The organism is Rickettsia rickettsii (genome assembly GCF_001951015.1).
Classification (GTDB): domain Bacteria; phylum Pseudomonadota; class Alphaproteobacteria; order Rickettsiales; family Rickettsiaceae; genus Rickettsia; species Rickettsia rickettsii.
In genome coordinates this window covers 127218-147897 of record NZ_CP018914.1, presented here as the reverse complement: position 1 = coordinate 147897, position 20680 = coordinate 127218, and the positions used below count along the sequence as shown (strand labels likewise).

Genomic DNA, 20680 nt, shown 5'->3' with positions numbered 1-20680 from the left:
TTTGTCAATTGCTATGCAATGTCCTCACAATGACGGTAAAAATATTTACAATTATTCTTTCTGCTCTCCTTCCTCTTTCTTCACATCATTACGCTCAGCAAGAAATTTATTTGTAAATTCACCACCTACTTCCGGTTTTCTAGCTTTATAATTTTGATCAATTATCTTGTCTTTGAAAACTCTAGCCGGAGCCATTGCAGCCTTTTTAATCGGTTTTGTTACTGAATCTATATCCTGCATAACGGCTCCCACAGGATCAGAACGTTCTTGATAATTTCCTGATATTCGTGCCGGTGTAACATTTGTAAGCATTCCAACTACTATATTTACAAAAGTTACTAAACTATATGACATCAAGCAATATGAATAAAATAATAAAGCCGTAGTAAATAATACTAAGAAAGTATTAGCATTGTTCGTTAGAATATTCGAGCTACTAATTTCTGGAACATCCGGTACATAGAAAGGTATTCCGGGTAAGAACGGTAATGTAAAAGAGAAATGAATCGGAATACCAAGATTTGTTAAATCAAGCCCTATTTTTATTGGTATAAGAGTATCCCAACAGGCTCTAACTACCACTTTTAAAAGCTGCTCAGATAAAACCTGATCTATCAATAAAAAGAAAATCAATAATATTGTCGGCTGCACTACATAGCTAAGCAATGTCGATATCCAATTATCAAATAAACTTTTAGTTTTTTCAAATAACATTAATATTATAAAAAATGGTGCCAATGAAATCATAACAGTTACCCCTATGAATGCAATAACATAACCTATTATAACTTCTAAAATAGCTCTAAAATAAGTAATAAGTGAATAAATGGTTATAATAGCGATAAATGCTAAACCATTATGTATTTGTAATAATTCAATAAATAGTAATCCCCAAATCCTACCGTTAGTATATTTATCAAATATAGGATCAATAAAACCAAAAATATTAGATCTAGAGCTTGTAGCACCTACTACATTAGTTACAAAGAAATCAATACCGTCAGTAAATACACTAAAGAAGTATGTATTAAAGAAGCTCCAACTTTCTTCTCTAATTAAAAAAGCTACTATAGCTATTTTGCATATACGTGTTATTACTTCTACAGCAGTTAATTTTAATGCTCCTGTAACGAACATTAGCCCAAATATAGTAACATAAAGGGTTAATGCAGTTTTAGCTAAATTCTGCACTGCAGAATTTTTAACTAACTTAATATAAAAGTTTTGACTAAAAGTTCTAAACTGATCGGTAATAGGTTTAATAGCACCGTTATATATTATATCAGAAAACCAAGTTGTACCGGTATAATTAGCATAATTTACACTAACTACCCCTTGTATATTACTATTAGGATTTACCACCCTTAACCATAAATATCCATCTTGCGGGGCATCAGTCGCAAAGTTATAATCTACCGGCGTACCACGAACAGATGGATCAGGTAATGTACCATCAGACGTTATTAAATATTCTAACTTTATATTTTGTTGATCATCAGGATTAATTGAATTTGCCCCATTACCTATTTCAACAATCATCGAATAACAACCAAAATATAAAAAATTAGCTGACCAATCATTCTTATTTATATAATCTACAAAACTAGCATAATTTGAAAAATTTCGGCTCCAATCACTCATTAAAACTGAATTACTAAACATGTTACTAACTTGCCAATCGCTAGTAAAATCCATAGTACCACCGCTAGTGGCTTGATAATATATAAAGCTACTTTGAGTATTGCCTGAATTTACAAAACTCTGATCTCGTCCCTTAATAACCTGCCCGCCTACTTTAATTATCATCCCTCTACCTTGATCGTAATAGCAAGCAGGGCTAGTATTTATACCGGCATTAGCAGGACAAGCCTTAATTAAGCCCATGAAATACTGTACCGCTCCCGTTATCATAGGCTTACCGACTATTACTCCATTATCGGTATTTTTATACTTTGTAGCAGTACCCGTGCCGCTACATACACTTTTTCTTTCCTCATCTATCATATTACACACCTGCTCTGCAGAAGAGTAAATTATTCTATTATCAAAATCTCCAAGGTTACTTTGAGTATAAAGTGCAGAAGCAGCGAATATCGAGCTATCAAGTTCCTGTGTTAAAATATTATCTACGGTATTAGGAAGTTTTAGAGTATTAGGGCTAAAAAAATTATCTTTACCAACTAAACTAATATTTACTACATCGCCGGCCTTAACTTCAATTCTCGAATTACCGTTAGAATAGTTAAAATATTTAACAAAATCAGACATTTTAGTAAATGAAAGTGCATCAAGGTCTTTATCAGGCGGTATAGTTCCCGGTGTTTCACTGTTATTGTTTGTAACAAAACGAGGAAACCCTAAAGCTTCAAATTGTAATTTAGAATAATTATAAGTTTTAATGAAAACTTGCGGCATACTAAACCTTGGATCAATTCTATATAATACTAGATATTTTCTAGGTTCAGGAGTAATACCTGAAGTAGACCAATTTATTTTTAACAATTTACCTTTCTGAACAGTATTACCTGTTGATTGCCAAATTCCGGCTGTAGATAAATTAATTCCTATATTACCCTCTTGAAAACTTGTAAATTCAGGCACTTCTAAACAACCGAATAAGCTTTTTAACCCACTAAAACTGGTTGACATCCATGAAAAAGCATCATCGGCTTTAGCTGGCATCGCCATAAACAAAACTAATAAAACTAAACTCTTAAGAATTTTCATAATTTTAAATTGTTATCCAACACGCCATACCGTGAGTATTCAATAGTAAACCCGTCATTGCGAGCAGCTGTATGGCTGCGCGGCAATCTCATGAAATAACTCCTGAGATTGCTTTGTAAATGATTTCATAATTTCCTCGCAATGACGATTTTCGATTCACCCTCTATTTCGGTGTTTCAGGTTTAGGTGGTTCTTCATTTGTCTTCTCGCCCCCTTCTTGTGGCGTATTTTTCCTATTTTTCTCAGCCTGATCTAATGTCTTATTGCGTTGTTTTAATCGTACTTCCGCTCTGCCGGTAATACCTTGTCTTGTTTTATCATCCATTCCTATTGAACTTAATGCTTTTTGTCCTGCATCATGAGACATTTTACCACCAATTTCAGTAGCCGAAGGCCCAACAGCACTAGTTAATTTTACTACCATACGTCCTGAAAATTCGACATAACCGTACATACCGTAAGCAATAATAACTAGAGCTACGATATTTTGCATATTTACTCCCATCATACCCGACATATAATCCATTCCCCAAGGGGCAAACCAATTAATACAGAAGATAGGTACATTCAGCAAGGCAATAGGTAAAATAGTACCGATAAACGGAATTTTTATCGGTAAAGCACATTTCCAACACACGCTATAACCTAAAACAAAATCTAGATAAATGGTAAATAGTTGTGTTAGTACTATAATACCTGCCATCATAACTACCGGCTCTATCATATAGCGGATCGTAAACCTCACCCAATTATCAAATAAATACCTAGTAAAATCAAATAATAAGAAACTAATAAATAAAGGGGCTATACCGATTAATATACAAGTTGCCATAAATGCCATAATATAAACTGCAACAGCTCTAAGCGCCGTAATAATTACTATACCAACCGCAATAAAAATAATTATAAAATATATAATACCGCTAAGCCCAAGAGAAAGAAGTGCAAGTAATTGAGCGATAAAGGTTTGACTAAAAAATATTTTACTCATTACTGCATCTAAAAACATGAAAGGATTAGCAATAGTATTAGTAGAAGTAAACAAACTATATCCACTCATATTAGCAATAATTGAGTCTGAAAAATTGGTAATTGCATCAAAAAGATAGTTATTGAAAAATTCAAAGGTATTACCGTTCATAAGTCCGCTAACTACCCCGATTTTTGCTATTCTAATTACTAGCTCTTTTTGGTTTATCTTAGCAAAACCAAGCAAAAACATTGCTCCGTAAGTCATCACATACAGAATTAAAATTGCTTTAATATAGGTAAAAAAGTTAGTACAGGACGAACTATCATTAGCTTTATAACATACCATATTTTTAAAAATAGAAGTAGCAGCCCCTTGCACTTTAGTTTTAAATAACTGAAGTAACGGATTCATTACTTTAATAGTAAAACTTCCTACTTTTAAGGATGTTGAGAAATGTACTTTATAGCTACCTTCACTATCTTTATAGTCCCTTAAATTATTACCAGGATCATTTAGAATTTTCATCCATATATAACCCGCCTCATTTGCGTTAAAGCTATATTTACCTTCACTATCAACGCTAATTCCTTGAGGTGAATAGGTTTTACCGCTAGTATTCGGGTTTTCCGAAGGCTTTACTATGATGTATTGCACTCGTCCTCGATCATCAAAAGTATCGTTAAAACTATTACCGTTTTCTCTATAGCATTTAGTCTGTTTAATATTTAAAACGTATCCTCCAGTATTCTTACTACTATCTTGTGAGGTAGGAGACCACAGCCTATATTGTAAATAACTTTTTGCAATATTACTGTTAAAAGGTATATTATATATAACTTTATATAAATATTTACCGTCTTTATCTTTATAGTCAGGCGGTTGATCTGTATCTGCAACAAATTTAGCAAATTCTAGCTTAGAAGGCAGAGCTTGACTTACAGAACCCGCATCATTCATTTGATATATTAATCCAGTTGGTCCTTTGCCTCCTTTACCGTCCGCCGTATACCAAAATCTCCGATTCTTTTGAAAATCTCCATCGCTACATATGCCCGAAGTACAATGTACACCTCCAATATAATCTTTATCTTTTGGACTACGATCGCGCACACTATCAGGACATTGATCAACTGGAGGAATATTAGCATTATAAGAACATTGAAGGGCTGAATAGTCGATAAATAATTTACCTGTGTTGTCAGACCACGAAAATGTAAAACTCTCATCATCTAGGTAGTTTTCTGGTGCTGGTCTCGTTCTATTAACCCAAGCCATACATTTCGTTGTACATTCTGGTACCTTATCACAAGAAGAAACACAGCCCAATTCTCCCCAGTCGCAACCTATTTTCTCATGCCAGGTAGGGCACCTCCATGTGACTTGACAATTCCAATACTGCTCTTTTAACTCGCAAGCATTGACATATTCACCTGAATAAACAGAATATTTTCCACAAATTGGATTATAAGTAGTTTTATTCTCTGAACAATCTTTCGTAACTTCAACACCTTTAAAAGCATCTTTAATTGTCGCATCCGTATTGGCAAAATTAGGAGATACGGAAACTAAAACTCTATCATTGGCGTATAATTCGGCAATATTACGCCATTCATTATTTTTTGCATCCATTATTAGAGAGACAGGTGGATTATTTGTATCGTTAATACGAGGAATCGGGATCATTTGACCGTTATCGTCTAAATTAGATCCAGCCCCTGTACGTTGTAAATTATCTTTCGGTATATAAGCTAAACACAAACTAACCTGACCGACCACTTGTAAATTCACCGGTTGGCCGTTTTCTACTAGCACCTGAGTATTTAGCCATTCACCGTAACGAGTAGGATCAGGAATAAGCCGAATCGTGCCGTCGGACAACATCTTAGCAGTGTTTACATAATTAGCATTAGCATTAAGGGTTATAGTACCGATTATTGAATCCGCTCCTCCTTTACCGTCCGACTCATACCTCATGTAGCAGCTGTCACCGACTTTTACTGCTCCTATCATACCAAGTGCTGCAAAAATAAAGCAAACTAACGTTGCTACTATAGCAAGTACTCCTAAAACTTTTAATAAGTTACCCTGCATATTCTATCATTTACCTCCACCCGAACCGCTTGCTAAATCCCTGCCTTGCTGCTGCCCCTCTTTACGCTTACCTCCAACACCCGGCTTATCTCCTACCAGCGGCTTACCTTGCGAAGCCATAGCAGCATCCTTAAGGAAAGCTGCTCCTTTCTTTACTAAACCAATAATTTTAGTGGGACTTGCCGTTACTGCATCCATATTAGGACCATTAGTTAAATCAGAAGCAAATCGCCCTATAGATTTAGAGAAGTAATAAAAAATAACCGAAAATACTAATACGCATAAAAGTTCTGCTAAAATAGATACAACATCTCTAACAATTGATTTTATTGGGAAAAGTATCAATAAATGCTCTTCCCAACCTTTACCTGCATAATATTCTAACATTTTATATCCAAAACTTTCCTGACATTGATCTGCCCCGCCAACAGGAAGCCTTAACTCAAAAGTACTAAATCTAATATCCCCTTTTTCATAATCATATCTAAGGAATTCACAATTTTTAAATATTGCGGAATCATACATAGTTATTAATAAAGCTATAAAACCTGCTAATACTGCCGGCTGCAATGCACATGACATACATACTTTTAGCCACCCGTCAAAATAAGCTTTTGTACGAGTAAATAGAGCCATAGGAATGAATATAGGAGAAATATATGTCATAACATAAATAGTAATCATGCACACTAAATAATGCGTAATAAAATATAAAAGTATAGATAAAAATATTACAGAAAATATTAAACCTGCTGCAAATATAATAACATTTCCGGCCATAAAGAATCCAAACATAACGGTAAAAAATCTAAGTGCTCCTGCTTTACTTAAATCCTTCGGTCTGTCATTTTTGCCTTCAGGATCAAAATTAGGTATAGGTGTATTATTACCACGGGGACCATTGCCGACCACATTCCCTAACACTCCATTCTTATCTATATTATAAAGTAAATCCAAGCCAAGATAATAACCTATACGGCAATCAATCGCGTCCCATAAACCGTAAAATTTATAACCGTCCTTATACTTTGAATTATCAAATTGACATAATCCTCTAGAACCTGCTGCATTAAAGATCATCTGTGCAAAGTCCGGTGCTGCTCCTGTCAAAAGAGGTAATCCATATTTTAACATACCGTTTTCTTTTGTCGGCTGACCACCACTAAAATCTAAAGGTCCAAGACCGATAGAAAAATAAGCAACAAATAAGAATTTTATTACAAAAAGAGCTATTTTTTCAGTACTTGCATATTCTGTATTTAGAGCCATATTAAAAGCAAAAAACATAGTATAAAGAATTAATGCCGCACCTATAATTCTCTTTAAATAACCTTGAAACGTAGAAAAAGCAGCAAGATTAGTTATTCTAGAATTTTGATCTTGAGCACTACAACTCTTTCCAGCAAAAAATATTTTATTAAGCGTTGCACTCAAACACTGAACTGCAAGACCGGAAAAATTAATTAACGATTGACTATAATTTGCTCCCGTATAGCAACTTTTTCCTATATTACAATTCTCATCCTCAGGAGGAGGTGGAGTCGGTGTAGCACTCAAAGATTTACATGCTACCGGCATCGGTCCCCTTGACGTAGGCATAACTAAACATAGATCATTATCCCATTTTTTAACCGTTAAAACGATATTCTTTAATACAGGATTTGCTCCAAGATCAGGATTATTATCGGTGCTTAAATCACTAATCTTTTTAGAGTCACCTTCATTTAAAGTATACATGGTGCAAGGGCTACTACTACCTTCTACATTTTTAAAACAAAACGTTATACTAGACGCAACTGAGTTACAATTACCTCTTGGATCTTTCATATCAATATTACGAATTATATAGCCATATGCCGTGTTCATTTCTAAATACCAATCTGAAGTAATCGGTAAACTAGAACATGATTCTCCAAAGTCGGCAAAGCTAGCTAAGCTTACAGACGTTATACAAACTATAATAAATATCTTTAAGGTTTTAAGAGTTTTCATTAGAACTATTATCTTTTTTTTCTGTTACTACGCCGCTTTTTACTAACTCATCCCATGCCTTTTCAGCATTTGCACGTCGTTCTGATATTTCTCCTCCTTCTTGTTCTCTTACTCTTCCTCCTCCGCTTGCTACTAGTTCATTCCATGCTTTTTCTACTTTTACACGTTTATCTCGAATCTCTGCATTTTCCTGTATCTGTTTTACGCCTGTCGGATTATCATGTTCCTTTAAGTTAAAACTATAATCAATTACTCCTGTACCTTTACTTGTGCTGTTAACTTTTTCTTGTGGAGCATCAACTTTTTCTTGTGAAGGCAGAGTATTATCAATCTCTTTTTTACTTTCTTGATTATTATCTCTTATGATTTTTCCAACACGTGGTGCAGGTGTAGAAATAGAAGTTCTAATACTAGCAGGCGGTGGTGAAACAGCTTCTGTAGGAGCAGGAGGAGTCACAACATCTGATCTTGCTTCACTACTTACAGTTTTTGGGCTAGAAGTTGCTACAGAAGACGAAGCTGTCGGCGTCGACATACCTCCGCTTGTAGCAATATTATCATTTGGTAGTCCGCCTTTCCCTACCTCTAAATCACTTACTCCTCCACCTTGACCAGCTTTTAAATCACCAACTCCTCCTCTACTTGCTATCTGATCGCCCCCCTGAGTTGCAGCACCCGCAGTAGCAAGTACTGCCATAGCTGCCTTAAATATTGCTTGCGGTTTTATAGCAACATTATTAAGAGCTACTCCTTCCGTCATATCTGCAGCAAATTCAGCTAGCTGACTACTAAAATTATACATCAAATACAATGTAAAACATGCCATAACTAACGCAAGCAAAATATTTTTAATTTTCTCAAAAAGCACTTTTGGAGACATGAAAAACATTCCGGGCCCTAAAACTACTCCTGATAAAAACTGGAATTTAGCAAGAAATTTATCGGTAGGGGTATTACCCGGTTTACTATCGACAATTTCACTTACACTATCTTTTGTAAAGTTAAATACCGTGGTAATAGGGTTATTTAACATATAACCTAAACTATTTTGACAGCTTTCTACGGCATCTTTATCAGGATACTGTGACGTATCATCCCAATCATTATTAATGTAAAATATTAAAACATCCCTCTTAGAAGTAATGCCACCTTGAATTTTGTCTTCTATACTATTGTGAATTAACTTGCTCTTATATTGACATTTACCATAGAAACCATAATCATATACCGAAAACATCGTGATCATAAAAGTAACTACCACCATAGGTTGTAGCAAGAACGAGATCATTAGTTTAACCCAGCTCTCAAAATAATTTCTTGTATATGCGAATAAAAACATAGGTACAAAAAGAGGAGCCAAAATACCGAGTATTACTATAGATATCATACACATAATCGTTGCATTAACCATAAAGGCAGCAACCGAAATCACAAGTAATGGATAAGCAAGAGCGAGTGACACCAACATCATATTACCGGAGATTATCGCCGGAATTAGCAAATAAATATATGGTGGAGCACTAAAACTAAAGAAATCAAAATTTAAAAAATCATGACTGCGATAAGCATTTTCGACAAGTAACGTAGATAATATATCAAGCCCTAAATAATGAGCTACCCTACAATCTAATGCATCCCATAATGCAATATAAGAAACGGTACCGTCATAAGAAAGATTGTTAAATTTACATAAACCGGACGGAGCAGCATTCATAACCCAACTTGCTAAACCGTTTATACCGTCAAGTAAGAAAGGAAACGCCCACTGAATCATGCCGTCTAACCGGTCATACGGAGAACCATTACCAGGGGTTATATTAATTCCTATTGAAAAATAAGTTACGAATATCATTTTCAATATAAAATTTATATACTCACTTTTTGGCGGCACTTCACCTGCAAGTAATAGTTTAAAGCCAAAAAACATAACATATAAAGTGAGAAAAGCCGTAACTATTTTATACATTCCTACTTGAAACTGAAAGAATGCACTATCTTGCCTTGAAACCAAATTAACCACTTGGCTTACATTATCAAAACTACAAACATCTTTACTAATTAGTAATCTAGCAATCATTTGCCTCATACATTCTATAAGAGGAGAAGTCATTACTACTGCAGTTTTTGAAGCATTATAAGCTTTTTGATAACATCCATCACCCGCTGCACTACAGGAAACTAAAGCTAAAGGATCGGTAGGAGTTTTATTTGGATCCTCAATAAAATCCTTATCTGCTACATCCATAAAGCTATTATACATGGATTTTGGAAACGGCTCTTTCATATATTTACAGCCAACGGGAACATCTCCTGTAAATCCTTTTGTCGATACGCATATTCTATCTTTATCTTGAATAACTTTCCAATATATTACAGGAAAGCCTAAATCAAATGCAAAACCGTCATCACCGGGCTTACCACTATATGGAACATGATATTCCTTTTTTTTATTTGCCCACGCTGTCTTTATATCATCCCAAGGGTCACTCCCTGTTAAGACGGCTTTAGCAATAGCAAGTGCCGATTCTGCAACAGATTTTGCCCGAGATACAATTAATTTAGCATTATTACATAAAGCAAAGCGTAATTCTGGATTTTTAGGATCAATTCTGTTTTCACGAGTACATTGACCTCCGGGAAAATTCCCAAAGTTACTATCGTTAAATAAATCACTGTCGTTTATTTTAAGCTTTAAAAACGTATTCATGTATAAAACGGGAGAGACAAGATTCATTACCGCAAAAGTAAAGAACGGAGCAACAATACATGTATGAGAAAATTCAGTACGCAGCAAATCGCCTACGCCTTGGGTTTCGCAAGTTAAGCCACTCAAAATATCTACAATGCTATCAAGAGTATCTTTAGCATGAGTTTTAGTAACTATCCCTAAATTTAGGGCAAAGCTTAATACTAATGTTATAAGTATACTACGAGGAAATAATTTCATAACTAGTTACTTGCCTCGCATTTTAAAAATGTCATCCCGTGGCTTGTCCACGGGATCTCAGAATACAGTCTGTGAGACAAGATCCCGCGGTCAAGCCGTGGGATGAAAGACAGGCATTTATAATGTTTTAACTGCTGCATAAAATATAGGTAACCATTTATCCGGATCATTGCCGTGTTTCTCTCTAATTTGATCGAGCAATATTACAGTCTCAATTCTACCGGATAAAACACTGATTATGTTATCCATACCATCTAAGCTAACTTTTGCCACTACAGCATCTACTCCTTGTTTTATTAAAAAATAACGTGTAGTAGGGTCGGTAGTTTTAATTAAAATATATTCTCGCTGACTTAACATAAATGCACTACGATAAATATCCGTAGCTTTCAAATTAGGTAAAAAAATCTGTGTAGCTGTTTGTTGAATCAACGTATCACTAATTCTACTTTTTGCAGCATCTTCGACACTCTGCGTAGCAAATATAACAAAAGTATTTAATTTTCTCAACACTTTTAACCAATCTTTGATCTTAGGTGCAAATACCGGATTATCGATTAAAGCCCATGCTTCATCAAGTACTATCATAGTTTTCTGCCCATCTAAAGAGATATTAATACGATGGAAAATATATAGTAATACCGGTGCAAGGCTTACAGGATCTTTAAGTAATTCAGTCATATCAAAACCGAATACTCTTGCTTTTTGTAAATCAATATCATCTATTTCATTGTCAAATATCTTAGCGTGTGAACCTTTACCAACCCACATTGCAATCCTACTTGCCAAACTATTTGGTGTATCAATACCAAGAAATGCTATAACATTACTAAGCCTTCTATCTTGTTTTGCTAATCTAAAATTACCGCTTACCGCTTGAGATAAGATTTTATTATCTTGTGCAGTTAAACTTTCACCGTTAGAAGTTACAAGCACACGAAGCCACTCTAAAATAAACGTTCTATTCTCACTAGTATCTTCAAGCTGTAAAGGGTTAAAGTTGCATTTTAAACCCGGATCAATTACTGTATAAACTCCCTTTAAAGCACGTATAAATATTTCTGCTCCTCGATCTTTATCAAAAAAGAACATACGAGGTTTGAATTTTTGTGCTTCAGCACATAAGAAATTCATAAGAACTGTTTTACCGGCACCGGTTGGACCGATAATGAGAGTATGTCCAACATCCCTTACATGGAAATTAAAATAAAACGGTGTACCTGAAGTAGTATCAAGTACTGTGACATATTCTCCCCAATGGTTATCTCTAATTTTACCGAGCGGATAATTATGTTGTGAGGCAAAGCTAGCCATATTAAGAGTATTTATAGTGGATTTACGCACTATATAATCCATATTTCCCGGCAACTGTCCCCAATAGCTAGGTTCCATGTTAACTTTTTCTCTAACCGGCTGAATTCCTGAATTAGAAAGCTCAACTGCTGCCATTGACAATATATCTTCCAAAGCTTTAATATTATTTGCGGAACATAAAAGCGATAAATGATGCTCACCGAAAGCGATATCACCGCTAGTGGCCATATCAAGGGCCGTATTAATTTCAGCAATTTGTGAAGTAGCTTTATCACCGGCTTGTATCATTCTATTTTGCTGTAATTGCATTTTACCGATCGCTACTGTTCTATTAACAAAGACAAAGCTTTGAGTCATAACAAATTCAAAAGGCATTTGCAGGAATCCGTCAAAAATTCCTGCCGAAGTATTAGGACCGTATTCAAGTATACTGATCATTCCAGCATATTTCTTGCCAAGCGGACTTCTTGCTTCAATAGTACGAGAATCAAAAAATAAGCGATGAGTCGGTAAATATTCGTCAATAGTACCACGCGGTAATGCTATAGGACCCGGTGAATCGCCGCAATTGATTAAAGATGAAAGGAATTCTAAAATTTCACAATAACTACCTGACTGCGTTTGACAAACTCCAAGTAATCTTGCTCCGTAACTTCTGAATGTATTAATCACTCTAGTTGACATTTCTTGAAGATTTTCTTTCATCTCTTTCATGTCGTTTTCCCAAGCGGTTTTATTAGATTTCTGTCTAAGCTTCTTTAGAAAATACTCAACTATAGCAACACCGCCAGTATCAGGCTTATATAAAATACTAACATATAATTCATTAAAAAACGACCTAGCCCCAGCATGTTTCTTACGCCATTCTGCACCTAAATAAGTAATAAAATCATTAGGGACTTTTACGGTAGGATCATAAGTAAATTCCGTATCGTCAAATATTACTGCTTTACGTCTTCTAATAGTATGGAAATACATAACGATATTTCCCGAAGCCATATTTTTAAGTAAGGCATTTCTGATATTCTTTTTAATTTCTAGATCTTCATCATCAGCAGTTTCAAAAGAAAATCCATTTATTTTAATAACTTGTAATAAAGAATTATCTTTTGTTAAAATAGTATTACTATCCCAATGACATTTATAAGGAATAAAATGCGAAGTGGGTCTTTCTTGTTTAGACCTTAATTCTTTAGCGGCTCTAGTTCTAAATAATTTCATTACCTCACCTGATTTAACTATTTTGATTTATTGTGTCAGTTATACCTCTTTTTATGTCATTCCCGCGTAGGCAGGAATCCAGATTTTTTGTTGTCATCCCGTGGCTACGACCACGGGATCTTGTATCACAGACTGTGCCCTAAGATAGCGCGATCAAGGCGCGGTATGATATTAAATGTTACTGGATTCCCGCCTACGCGGGAATGACATAAAACTCAAATATTATACGAATTTGCTCCGTAGTAAAATTTATTAGGACATTGGCTAGTTCTTGACATTTTATTTAAATATAGCTCTATGAATCTCGGTTCTTTAAAACATATAATATAAGCTACCAAATGCAAAGCAGCTGCAATGAATAAAATCATAATGCCGTTATTCCAAATAAATACTATCATCGTCATTATCATATTTAATGCAGCAAACTTAATACTTACTCCAAATATCATCGGCGGTCTAGTTAACCCTACAAATAAAAGATCGGATGCTAATGCTCCTGCCATAAAAAACCTCTATTAATTTATATTAATATCAAACATAGTTGACAATATTGAATTCGGTGCTTCACTATTCACAAAATGTACGTAACCATTATTATTTTCAAGGGCATTAACTGCTATCTTAATTAATGCTTCTTCGATGAAATTATTACTATCATCTAACATTGATTTCAACAAGTTAATATCTCGTATTTTTATATTATACGGAAACGTCTCGGATACCTGTAATATCTCATATGGCAATATTAAATGTTCTGCACTTAATGCAGAAGCAATTGTTGCTAACGTTAAGTTAACATTTAATAAATGCGTTTTCTCCTGATCGTCGCTCGCAAACGGTGCTATCACGGGTATAATATTATTATCTGCAAAATTTAATAAAATTTCTGGATTAATCAGAATAGGCTCGCTTAAAAAAGCAATATTTATAACATCATGATTTACAATTTTTCGGTAAGATAGTTTTGATTTTTTTGCTTGCAGTAAATTAGCATCCTTACCTGAAATACCAACTGCATAACAACCTATACTACTTAACTTTGTTACTATAAGCTTGTTAACGTAACTGGATAAAATTTCCATAATAATAGGATTATTTAGAGAACTATAGTCGCTTATTTTACTAATTTTTTGACTAAAATTTTCATCTATTTGTGATACTAAAGACGAACTTCGTAAATCAATATGATCATGTACTATATATATTTTAGCACCGCACATCTCAAGCAATCTAACAGATTCAATAAAAGCCGTAAATAATTTATCGTCAATAATAATAGTAGCAGGTAATTTTAGAACTATTGCTTGATTCTTCAACTCACTACTACACTTTATTATATTCTTAATTATAGCAATGTTATTTAATGAAGAAATACTATCTACCTATTTATTTTTGAAATTTTATGCATTTTGCCAAACTAGCTTTAAGTTCTCTTGCACCTTCTTTACTCCTATTGCTTACATACATAACATTACATGAGTAGTTTAAAGTTGCAAGAAAATTCTGTGCTTCATCGTGAAGGTTTTTATGATCCGTAACTTTATCGGATTTTGTGAAAATAATTTGAAATTCTCTTTTATTTGCAAGTAATAGATCAGCTACTTTCTTATCATTTTCTTTTATACCCCTTCTTGAATCAATCAATAAGTTAACTAACCTTAAATTATAACTATTTCGTAAATAATAACTAATTAACACTCCCCACTGCTCTTTGACTGATATAGGAACATTAGCAAAACCATAACCGGGAAGGTCAACTATAATAAGTTTATCTGCAAGGTTAAAGAAATTGATTTGCCTAGTACGCCCTGCAGTATTAGAAACTTTAGCAAGATTTTTATTATTACATATCGTGTTTATTAGGCTTGATTTGCCGACATTTGACTTACCGACAAAAGCAATTTCTGGTAATGAAAAATTTGGGATTTGATTTATATTCATAGCACCGGCTACAAATTTAGCTTGATGACGAAAAAGCTTACTGCCATCAGTTGATTTTGTAGGCACTATTTTCTGAGTAGTCATAATTTGCTTTCGTATAGGAATGGCATCAGCAGACTGCAATAACGCTATAAGTGAGCTAGCATGACATTAAAAAACATGGTAGCGGGGGCTGGATTTGAACCAACGACCTTCAGGTTATGAGCCTGACGAGCTACCGAGCTGCTCCACCCCGCAATAATTGAGAATTGACGATTTATCTGTGTTATATTTTGTTGTTAGTGTCATTCTTGTGTAAATACCAAGTAGTCGTAGACTGCACGGCAAGCCAGAAAAAATAATAAAAAAATTCTATAAATCAAAATTGTTTACTGGATTGCTTCGTCAATTGCTATGCAATTTCCTTACAATGACGATTTGTTATCCACAAACAAAGCCTAACTAGCTTCTTTCTTACTACCGAAAGAAAGACCTGAGAATCTTTTATTGAAATCACTAACACTTTTGTTCGATTGATTTACTACATTTCCAGAATCTTTATTCCATGCCGGATGCTTTCTAAAATCAACATCCATTAAAATTTCACCTGTAGGATGAGTAGACATTGTTTCAAAAACATCGCTTCCTACTTTAATCAAAAACTTTTTATATTCTGGATGTATACCACTTTTCATAATGATTTTGCTGTTTTAGTCTGAATTATTTTTTTCTTAATAGCTCTAGCGTTACCTGATAAAACATTATCATCGGCTTTTAGAATATATGCATCAAAACCCCCAGCTTTTTCCACTGAACTAATACATCTAGCATTAACCGATAATCTATATTCCCCGGCTGTTATATCACTTGTAAACTTAACCGATCTTAGGTTAGGTTCAAAACGTCTTCTAGTTTTACGCTGAGAATGTGATACATTGTTGCCGTATAAAACACCCACACCTGTGAGTTCGCACTTACGAGACATAAGCTAAATACCTTAAAACTTATAAAATATACTTCAAGTAAATGAAGAGTCATATACAAAGATCAACTTCAAAAAGAGCTAAGAGTTCACACGCCGAGGAGCGGAGCGTATACTTAATACGTGAGCACCGCAGATCTTGTAGAACGACGTAGCCAATTTTGAAGTTCATCCAGTATATACAATAGATAAAGAATATAACGCAATACTCCCCTAGTGTCAAGAGATAATTATTTTGTAGCTAAGTATTAGCTAATGCTTGATTTTTATTAAATAACAGAGTTTTATATAAAAATATAAATTAATTCAACTATTATAAATCTATGCTTATTAATGGGAAGCCAGTTCAAGGTAATATCACCGGACTAATTAAAAAATTAGGCGAGTTGCCTTCAAGTTTTCCTGAATATATTATAGTAATCTTACTCCAAAACCATTAAGTACAAAGGAGCAAATTGATCATAATCAAGCAGCTTTTTGTATAATGAAGGATTAAAATTATATAGCAAAGATAATCATCTTGTTGCTCTTAAACAACTACAACAAGCTGAACAAATTGCTATAGGTCAAACTGACAGTAATTTTCTTTCCTACTTTCCTATATTAATACTATGATAGGACGTAGCTATCAACAGCTAGGACTGTTTGATAATGCCATTCAACAATTTCAAGATAGCATAGAGAATTCTTTTGAAGCAAAGCAATATTATAATGTCGAAAATTCATACAAAGCATTAGTCACTGCATATCAACCATAAGGAACATTAGCCACGCTAAAGAATTAATGGCAAGATTAGCTTTAGGAGCTGCTTATAAAACTCAAAACCGTAAAGAAAATTCAATAGCGCAGTATGCATATGCTTACTCATTACAGCAAGGTATAGTTGATTATGAAGCTGTTCGTGTGGAACAGCATAAAGTTGGTTTTTCTGATAAAGAAAAGATAGGCACTGATCACATTCAACAATGCGTTGCTGTAATTTTACATGATCCATTAACTAAAAAACTGCATTAGCCCATGTTGACAGGTTTACTGATGCTGGTGCTTTAACACATGATGTAATAAGCAACTTTCCTCCTAATACTCAATTAAAAGCTTATTTAGTAGGAGGGCGTAATAGATCTGCAGTATCAATTTCGGTATCAGATGGTAATATTCGTAAAGTAACACAAGAATTAACTAACCACTTTAACGTAAATATAAAATCTGCAGATATAGAAGACAAGGGAGCCCCATTAGGAATTATATTTGATCCAATAACAGGTAACTGTTCCGGATAGAGAGGATAAAACAACCGCTGCTAGAAAAGTACATTTCAGTATAGGAAGTAATACTCCTGTACTTTATAAAGCTTTTGATTTCACTAAACATAAAAATATACCTAATCGCTCTTTAAATGAAATCCAACAAAAACATATTATTCAGCAATATTTATTAGGATCTAATCAAAATCCTAATTCTATGGACACATGGCAATCTAATCAAATATCAAGACCACTTACTAAAGTAGCAGAGGAAATTCAAAAAACTAATCCAAAATTAGTAAAAAATGTAGTAACTAAAAATATTAGTACTCGAGTTCACGAATTGAATCTAAAGGATCAAGAACAAACAAAAATTGTAAATAATTTAATAGCTAAAACTGATTATTTATTATCTAACAATTTAAATCCGTTGGAAAGTGTACGTTCAGAAATTAATAAAACATTAGCACTTACTCATTCTACCTACCAACAAGATAGTAATATTAAAAAAGCCTGGATACAAAAAATAAAAGATTTGTTCATAAATATTTTTAGTAGTAATAAAACAAAAAATGAACCAAAATTAAACTTAACAAGTGATAAGATATTAAAAAAATATAAGTACTAAGACAAAAATAGCTGCACCTAGCTATACTCTTCCCAATAAAAATATTGCTTTACACAAAAATAATCAACAAAGTAAATAAACTATGCAAATTGAAATTAACTCACAAGAATATAAAATTTTGATATAAATGATGACTTAGTAATTTATACTAAAGATTTAAATGAAGAGATTGTCTGTAGTTTCTTTTCCGTAAAATTAAATAAAATAGCATTAGCTAGAAATATTAATTCACAACAGTTAGAGCAATTAATTACTGACTTTAATCAGAATGAATTGATAGAACAAGCTTTAATAAAAGTACGAATAATTGGAGGTAATGATTCGCCTGAATAATCTAAATACTTGGAAGATATTCGTACTACTTTAAATGGTATTGATAATAATACTAATATGATTAATATAATAGGTTTAGATGCATGTACATCCCAATTCTTTTGAATTAGATGGCTATCACGGGGGAGTTAGAGCTTTAGATTAATTGTAGAATATTAAATTGATACTATTAGAAGAGAAAATAGCTGAGATGTGGGGCGTCACTAATAGCAATATTTATCTTTATGGTCCATTTAGTAAAGAAATAAAGATAGGTACGATGTATTTATACGTGAAATAGGCACAAGACAAGCCTAACATAGTACCGATAACGATTATACGGAATTTTGCAGGGCTAAAAATTAAAATAACTATTCCAAGAATAATTACTATTTTTATTATATCATCTGTCGTATAAGAGCTAGAATTTATAGCATAAACATTTAGATTTATACCTAGAAATATTATTATACATAATAAGTTCTTAAACATTTTATACCTCTATAGGCCCAGTAGTTAATCCATTTATAAATTGTTTTAAATAAGGATTATCACTATTACGCATGTCATCTTTACTACCGTACCATTTAATTTTTCCTTGATAAATCATCGCTACTTCTTTAGCTATTTTTGCGGCACTAATCATATCATGAGTTATAGTAATCGTAGTTGCCTCTAACTCTTCTTGGATTTTTATAATTAATTCATTGATAACATTTGCCATGATAGGATCAAGCCCTGTGGTCGGTTCATCAAGAAATAAAATCGACGGTGTACTACAAATAGCCCTAGCAAGGGCTACTCTTTTTTGCATTCCTCCCGATAATTCTGCAGGGTAAAGCTCGAGTATTCTAGGAGATAAACCAACGGCATTAAGCTTTGCACCGGCAAGGTCGTTTTTTTCTTTCTTAGATAAATTTTTAGTCTCGAAAGTAATATTATCACGTATATTTAAGGAGTCAAATAATGCTCCGCCTTGGAATAAAAAACCTATACCATCCATCATCTCAAATTTTTGTTTACTTGAGATATCTTGGATTTCTACATTATCAATAAAAATTTTACCTTTATCAGGTTTAATCAATCCTACTATATTTTTAATTAGAACTGATTTGCCACTACCGGAACCACCTAAAATCACTAATGAACTGCCCTTTTTTACATCCAAATCTATTCCGTCTAACACCTTATGATTAGCAAATGATTTATATAATGACCGAATTTTAATTTTAAATTCTTCTACACTCATGCATACTCCAAATAAACAAAAAAACTGTATACTCGTTTAATTTGGACAAGAGCTAGGCGTTTTATATTTTTTGACCGCAGCGTACATAAACGTACGTGAGGATCAAAAAATATAAAACAACAAAACCAATTTTTCAAATTAAACGAGTATACTATACTTTAAAAAATAATTCGGTTATTAAATAATTACTGATTAAGATAAGGATAGAAGAATTCACTACTGCCGAGGTAGTTGCTCTTCCAACTCCCTTAGCCCCTTTACCTGAATAATAGCCGCTATAGCAACTTATTATAGAAATAATAAACCCAAAAACTCCCGCTTTAACAAGACCGGAAATTACGTCAATCGGTTCTAAATACTGAAAAGTACTGGTTAAATAAGCTGCACTATTAAAATCAAGTTTATATACCCCTACCAAATAACCGCCCATAACACCAATTATATCCCCGATTAAAACAAGACAAGGCATTGTAATAATAGCTGTTATTACTCTTGGAAAAACTAAATATTTAATAGGATCGGTAGATAAAGTATATAAAGCATCTACCTGCTCCGTTACTCTCATTGTGGCTATTTCGGCGGCGATTGATGCCCCAACTCTTCCCGCTACCATTAGTCCAGCTAAGACAGGTCCAAGCTCTCTAGTCAGCGACAATACTACTACCGTTGCAATAGAGCTTTCAGCTGAGAAACGGGAAAAACCGATATAGCTCTGTAATGCAAGTACTGCCCCTGAGAAAAAAGTCGTCATTGCAACAACCGGAAGCGAGTGAAACCCGATAAATAATAATTGTCTGATGATTAAACTCAAATATAAAGGCGGTCTTATGATACTGCTAACGGCAGCAAAGCTAAATAGAGAAAAACTACCTACACTTTGTGCAAACTTTACAGTACGTTTACCGACCGAATTAGCTATATTGAATAACATTTGTATTTTTTCTATTTAATTTAAGTACGCTATGTCATTTCTGCGCAAGCAGGAATCCAGTAACCTCTAATGTCATCCCACGACTTGATCGCGGTATCCAGTCTTTTTTAATTTTTTTCTGGATACCGTGGTCAAGCCATGGTATGAC

At 33.7% G+C, this 20680-nt stretch carries 14 protein-coding genes, 1 tRNA gene and 2 pseudogenes; 3 read left to right on the top strand and 14 right to left on the bottom strand.

Annotation, left to right across the window (positions count from 1 at the left end; translation table 11 throughout):
- Nucleotides 1-51: 51 nt before the first annotated feature.
- From BTU51_RS00840 to rpmB, 11 genes are all read right to left on the bottom strand, one after another.
- Entirely contained in the window at nt 52-2727 is a 2676-nt protein-coding gene (locus BTU51_RS00840; protein ID WP_012262216.1) for a TrbL/VirB6 family protein, read from the bottom strand.
- A 163-nt stretch (nt 2728-2890) separates the two neighbouring features.
- Nucleotides 2891-5791: a TrbL/VirB6 family protein gene (locus tag BTU51_RS00835; protein ID WP_012262215.1), complete on the bottom strand. Its 2901-nt coding sequence runs from the start codon at nt 5789-5791 to the stop codon at nt 2891-2893.
- Between the two features lie 6 nt (nt 5792-5797).
- A complete protein-coding gene (locus tag BTU51_RS00830; RefSeq protein WP_012150363.1) occupies nt 5798-7783 on the bottom strand; it encodes a TrbL/VirB6 family protein in 1986 nt (661 codons plus the stop codon).
- Complete coding sequence (locus BTU51_RS00825) at nt 7770-10730, bottom strand: TrbL/VirB6 family protein (protein ID WP_012262214.1); 2961 nt, start codon at nt 10728-10730, stop codon at nt 7770-7772. The genes BTU51_RS00830 and BTU51_RS00825 overlap by 14 nt, the downstream gene beginning before the upstream one ends.
- Before the next feature lie 117 nt (nt 10731-10847).
- A complete protein-coding gene (locus tag BTU51_RS00820; protein ID WP_012150361.1) occupies nt 10848-13265 on the bottom strand; it encodes a VirB4 family type IV secretion/conjugal transfer ATPase in 2418 nt (805 codons plus the stop codon).
- 215 nt (nt 13266-13480) lie between these two features.
- Complete coding sequence (locus tag BTU51_RS00815) at nt 13481-13768, bottom strand: type IV secretion system protein VirB3 (RefSeq protein WP_010976817.1); 288 nt, start codon at nt 13766-13768, stop codon at nt 13481-13483.
- Between the two features lie 12 nt (nt 13769-13780).
- A complete protein-coding gene (locus BTU51_RS00810) occupies nt 13781-14581 on the bottom strand; it encodes an amino acid kinase family protein (protein ID WP_012150360.1) in 801 nt (266 codons plus the stop codon).
- Nucleotides 14582-14651: 70 nt separating this feature from the next.
- Nucleotides 14652-15290 (bottom strand): ribosome biogenesis GTP-binding protein YihA/YsxC, encoded by a 639-nt coding sequence (yihA, locus tag BTU51_RS00805; protein ID WP_012150359.1) that lies wholly within the window; start codon nt 15288-15290, stop codon nt 14652-14654.
- 76 nt (nt 15291-15366) lie between these two features.
- Nucleotides 15367-15443 (bottom strand) — tRNA-Met (locus BTU51_RS00800).
- A 200-nt stretch (nt 15444-15643) separates the two neighbouring features.
- Nucleotides 15644-15880, bottom strand: a complete 237-nt coding sequence (rpmE, locus tag BTU51_RS00795; protein ID WP_004996719.1) for a 50S ribosomal protein L31 — start codon at nt 15878-15880, stop codon at nt 15644-15646.
- Nucleotides 15877-16170 carry a 50S ribosomal protein L28 gene (gene rpmB, locus BTU51_RS00790; RefSeq protein WP_012150358.1) on the bottom strand — a complete coding sequence of 98 codons (294 nt, stop codon included), beginning with the start codon at nt 16168-16170 and terminating at the stop codon, nt 15877-15879. Before rpmB ends, rpmE begins: the two co-directional genes overlap by 4 nt.
- A 781-nt stretch (nt 16171-16951) precedes the next feature.
- Here rpmB and BTU51_RS00780 point away from each other — a divergent pair.
- The 3 genes and pseudogenes from BTU51_RS00780 to BTU51_RS09000 all read left to right on the top strand — a co-directional run bounded on the left by BTU51_RS00780 (nt 16952) and on the right by BTU51_RS09000 (nt 18518).
- Nucleotides 16952-17448, top strand: a pseudogene (locus tag BTU51_RS00780) (hypothetical protein).
- A 181-nt stretch (nt 17449-17629) separates the two neighbouring features.
- Nucleotides 17630-18040, top strand: coding sequence for a hypothetical protein (locus BTU51_RS00775; protein ID WP_012150354.1), 411 nt, complete (start codon nt 17630-17632; stop codon nt 18038-18040).
- Nucleotides 18041-18313: 273 nt separating this feature from the next.
- Nucleotides 18314-18518, top strand: a pseudogene (locus BTU51_RS09000) (hypothetical protein).
- Between the two features lie 77 nt (nt 18519-18595).
- Here BTU51_RS09000 and BTU51_RS00765 read toward each other — a convergent pair.
- The 3 genes from BTU51_RS00765 to BTU51_RS00755 form a co-directional block, all read right to left on the bottom strand.
- Complete coding sequence (locus tag BTU51_RS00765) at nt 18596-18844, bottom strand: DUF5510 family protein (protein ID WP_004996738.1); 249 nt, start codon at nt 18842-18844, stop codon at nt 18596-18598.
- Between the two features lies 1 nt (nt 18845).
- The gene (locus BTU51_RS00760) at nt 18846-19601 is read right to left on the bottom strand and encodes an ABC transporter ATP-binding protein (protein ID WP_012150353.1); all 756 of its coding nucleotides are present in this window, start codon (nt 19599-19601) and stop codon (nt 18846-18848) included.
- Between the two features lie 151 nt (nt 19602-19752).
- A complete protein-coding gene (locus tag BTU51_RS00755) occupies nt 19753-20532 on the bottom strand; it encodes an MlaE family ABC transporter permease (RefSeq protein WP_012150352.1) in 780 nt (259 codons plus the stop codon).
- Nucleotides 20533-20680: the final 148 nt, after the last annotated feature.

Coding starts and splice junctions, on each gene's coding strand:
- BTU51_RS00765 (WP_004996738.1), bottom strand. CDS start 18,844: ATGTTTAAGAACTTATTATGTATAATAATATTTCTAGGTATAAATCTA.
- BTU51_RS00760 (WP_012150353.1), bottom strand. CDS start 19,601: ATGAGTGTAGAAGAATTTAAAATTAAAATTCGGTCATTATATAAATCA.
- BTU51_RS00815 (WP_010976817.1), bottom strand. CDS start 13,768: ATGGCAGGAGCATTAGCATCCGATCTTTTATTTGTAGGGTTAACTAGA.
- rpmE (WP_004996719.1), bottom strand. CDS start 15,880: ATGAAAAGTGGTATACATCCAGAATATAAAAAGTTTTTGATTAAAGTA.
- rpmB (WP_012150358.1), bottom strand. CDS start 16,170: ATGTCTCGTAAGTGCGAACTCACAGGTGTGGGTGTTTTATACGGCAAC.
- BTU51_RS00830 (WP_012150363.1), bottom strand. CDS start 7,783: ATGAAAACTCTTAAAACCTTAAAGATATTTATTATAGTTTGTATAACG.
- BTU51_RS00775 (WP_012150354.1), top strand. CDS start 17,630: ATGGACACATGGCAATCTAATCAAATATCAAGACCACTTACTAAAGTA.
- BTU51_RS00820 (WP_012150361.1), bottom strand. CDS start 13,265: ATGAAATTATTTAGAACTAGAGCCGCTAAAGAATTAAGGTCTAAACAA.
- BTU51_RS00825 (WP_012262214.1), bottom strand. CDS start 10,730: ATGAAATTATTTCCTCGTAGTATACTTATAACATTAGTATTAAGCTTT.
- BTU51_RS00835 (WP_012262215.1), bottom strand. CDS start 5,791: ATGCAGGGTAACTTATTAAAAGTTTTAGGAGTACTTGCTATAGTAGCA.
- yihA (WP_012150359.1), bottom strand. CDS start 15,290: ATGACTACTCAGAAAATAGTGCCTACAAAATCAACTGATGGCAGTAAG.
- BTU51_RS00840 (WP_012262216.1), bottom strand. CDS start 2,727: ATGAAAATTCTTAAGAGTTTAGTTTTATTAGTTTTGTTTATGGCGATG.
- BTU51_RS00755 (WP_012150352.1), bottom strand. CDS start 20,532: ATGTTATTCAATATAGCTAATTCGGTCGGTAAACGTACTGTAAAGTTT.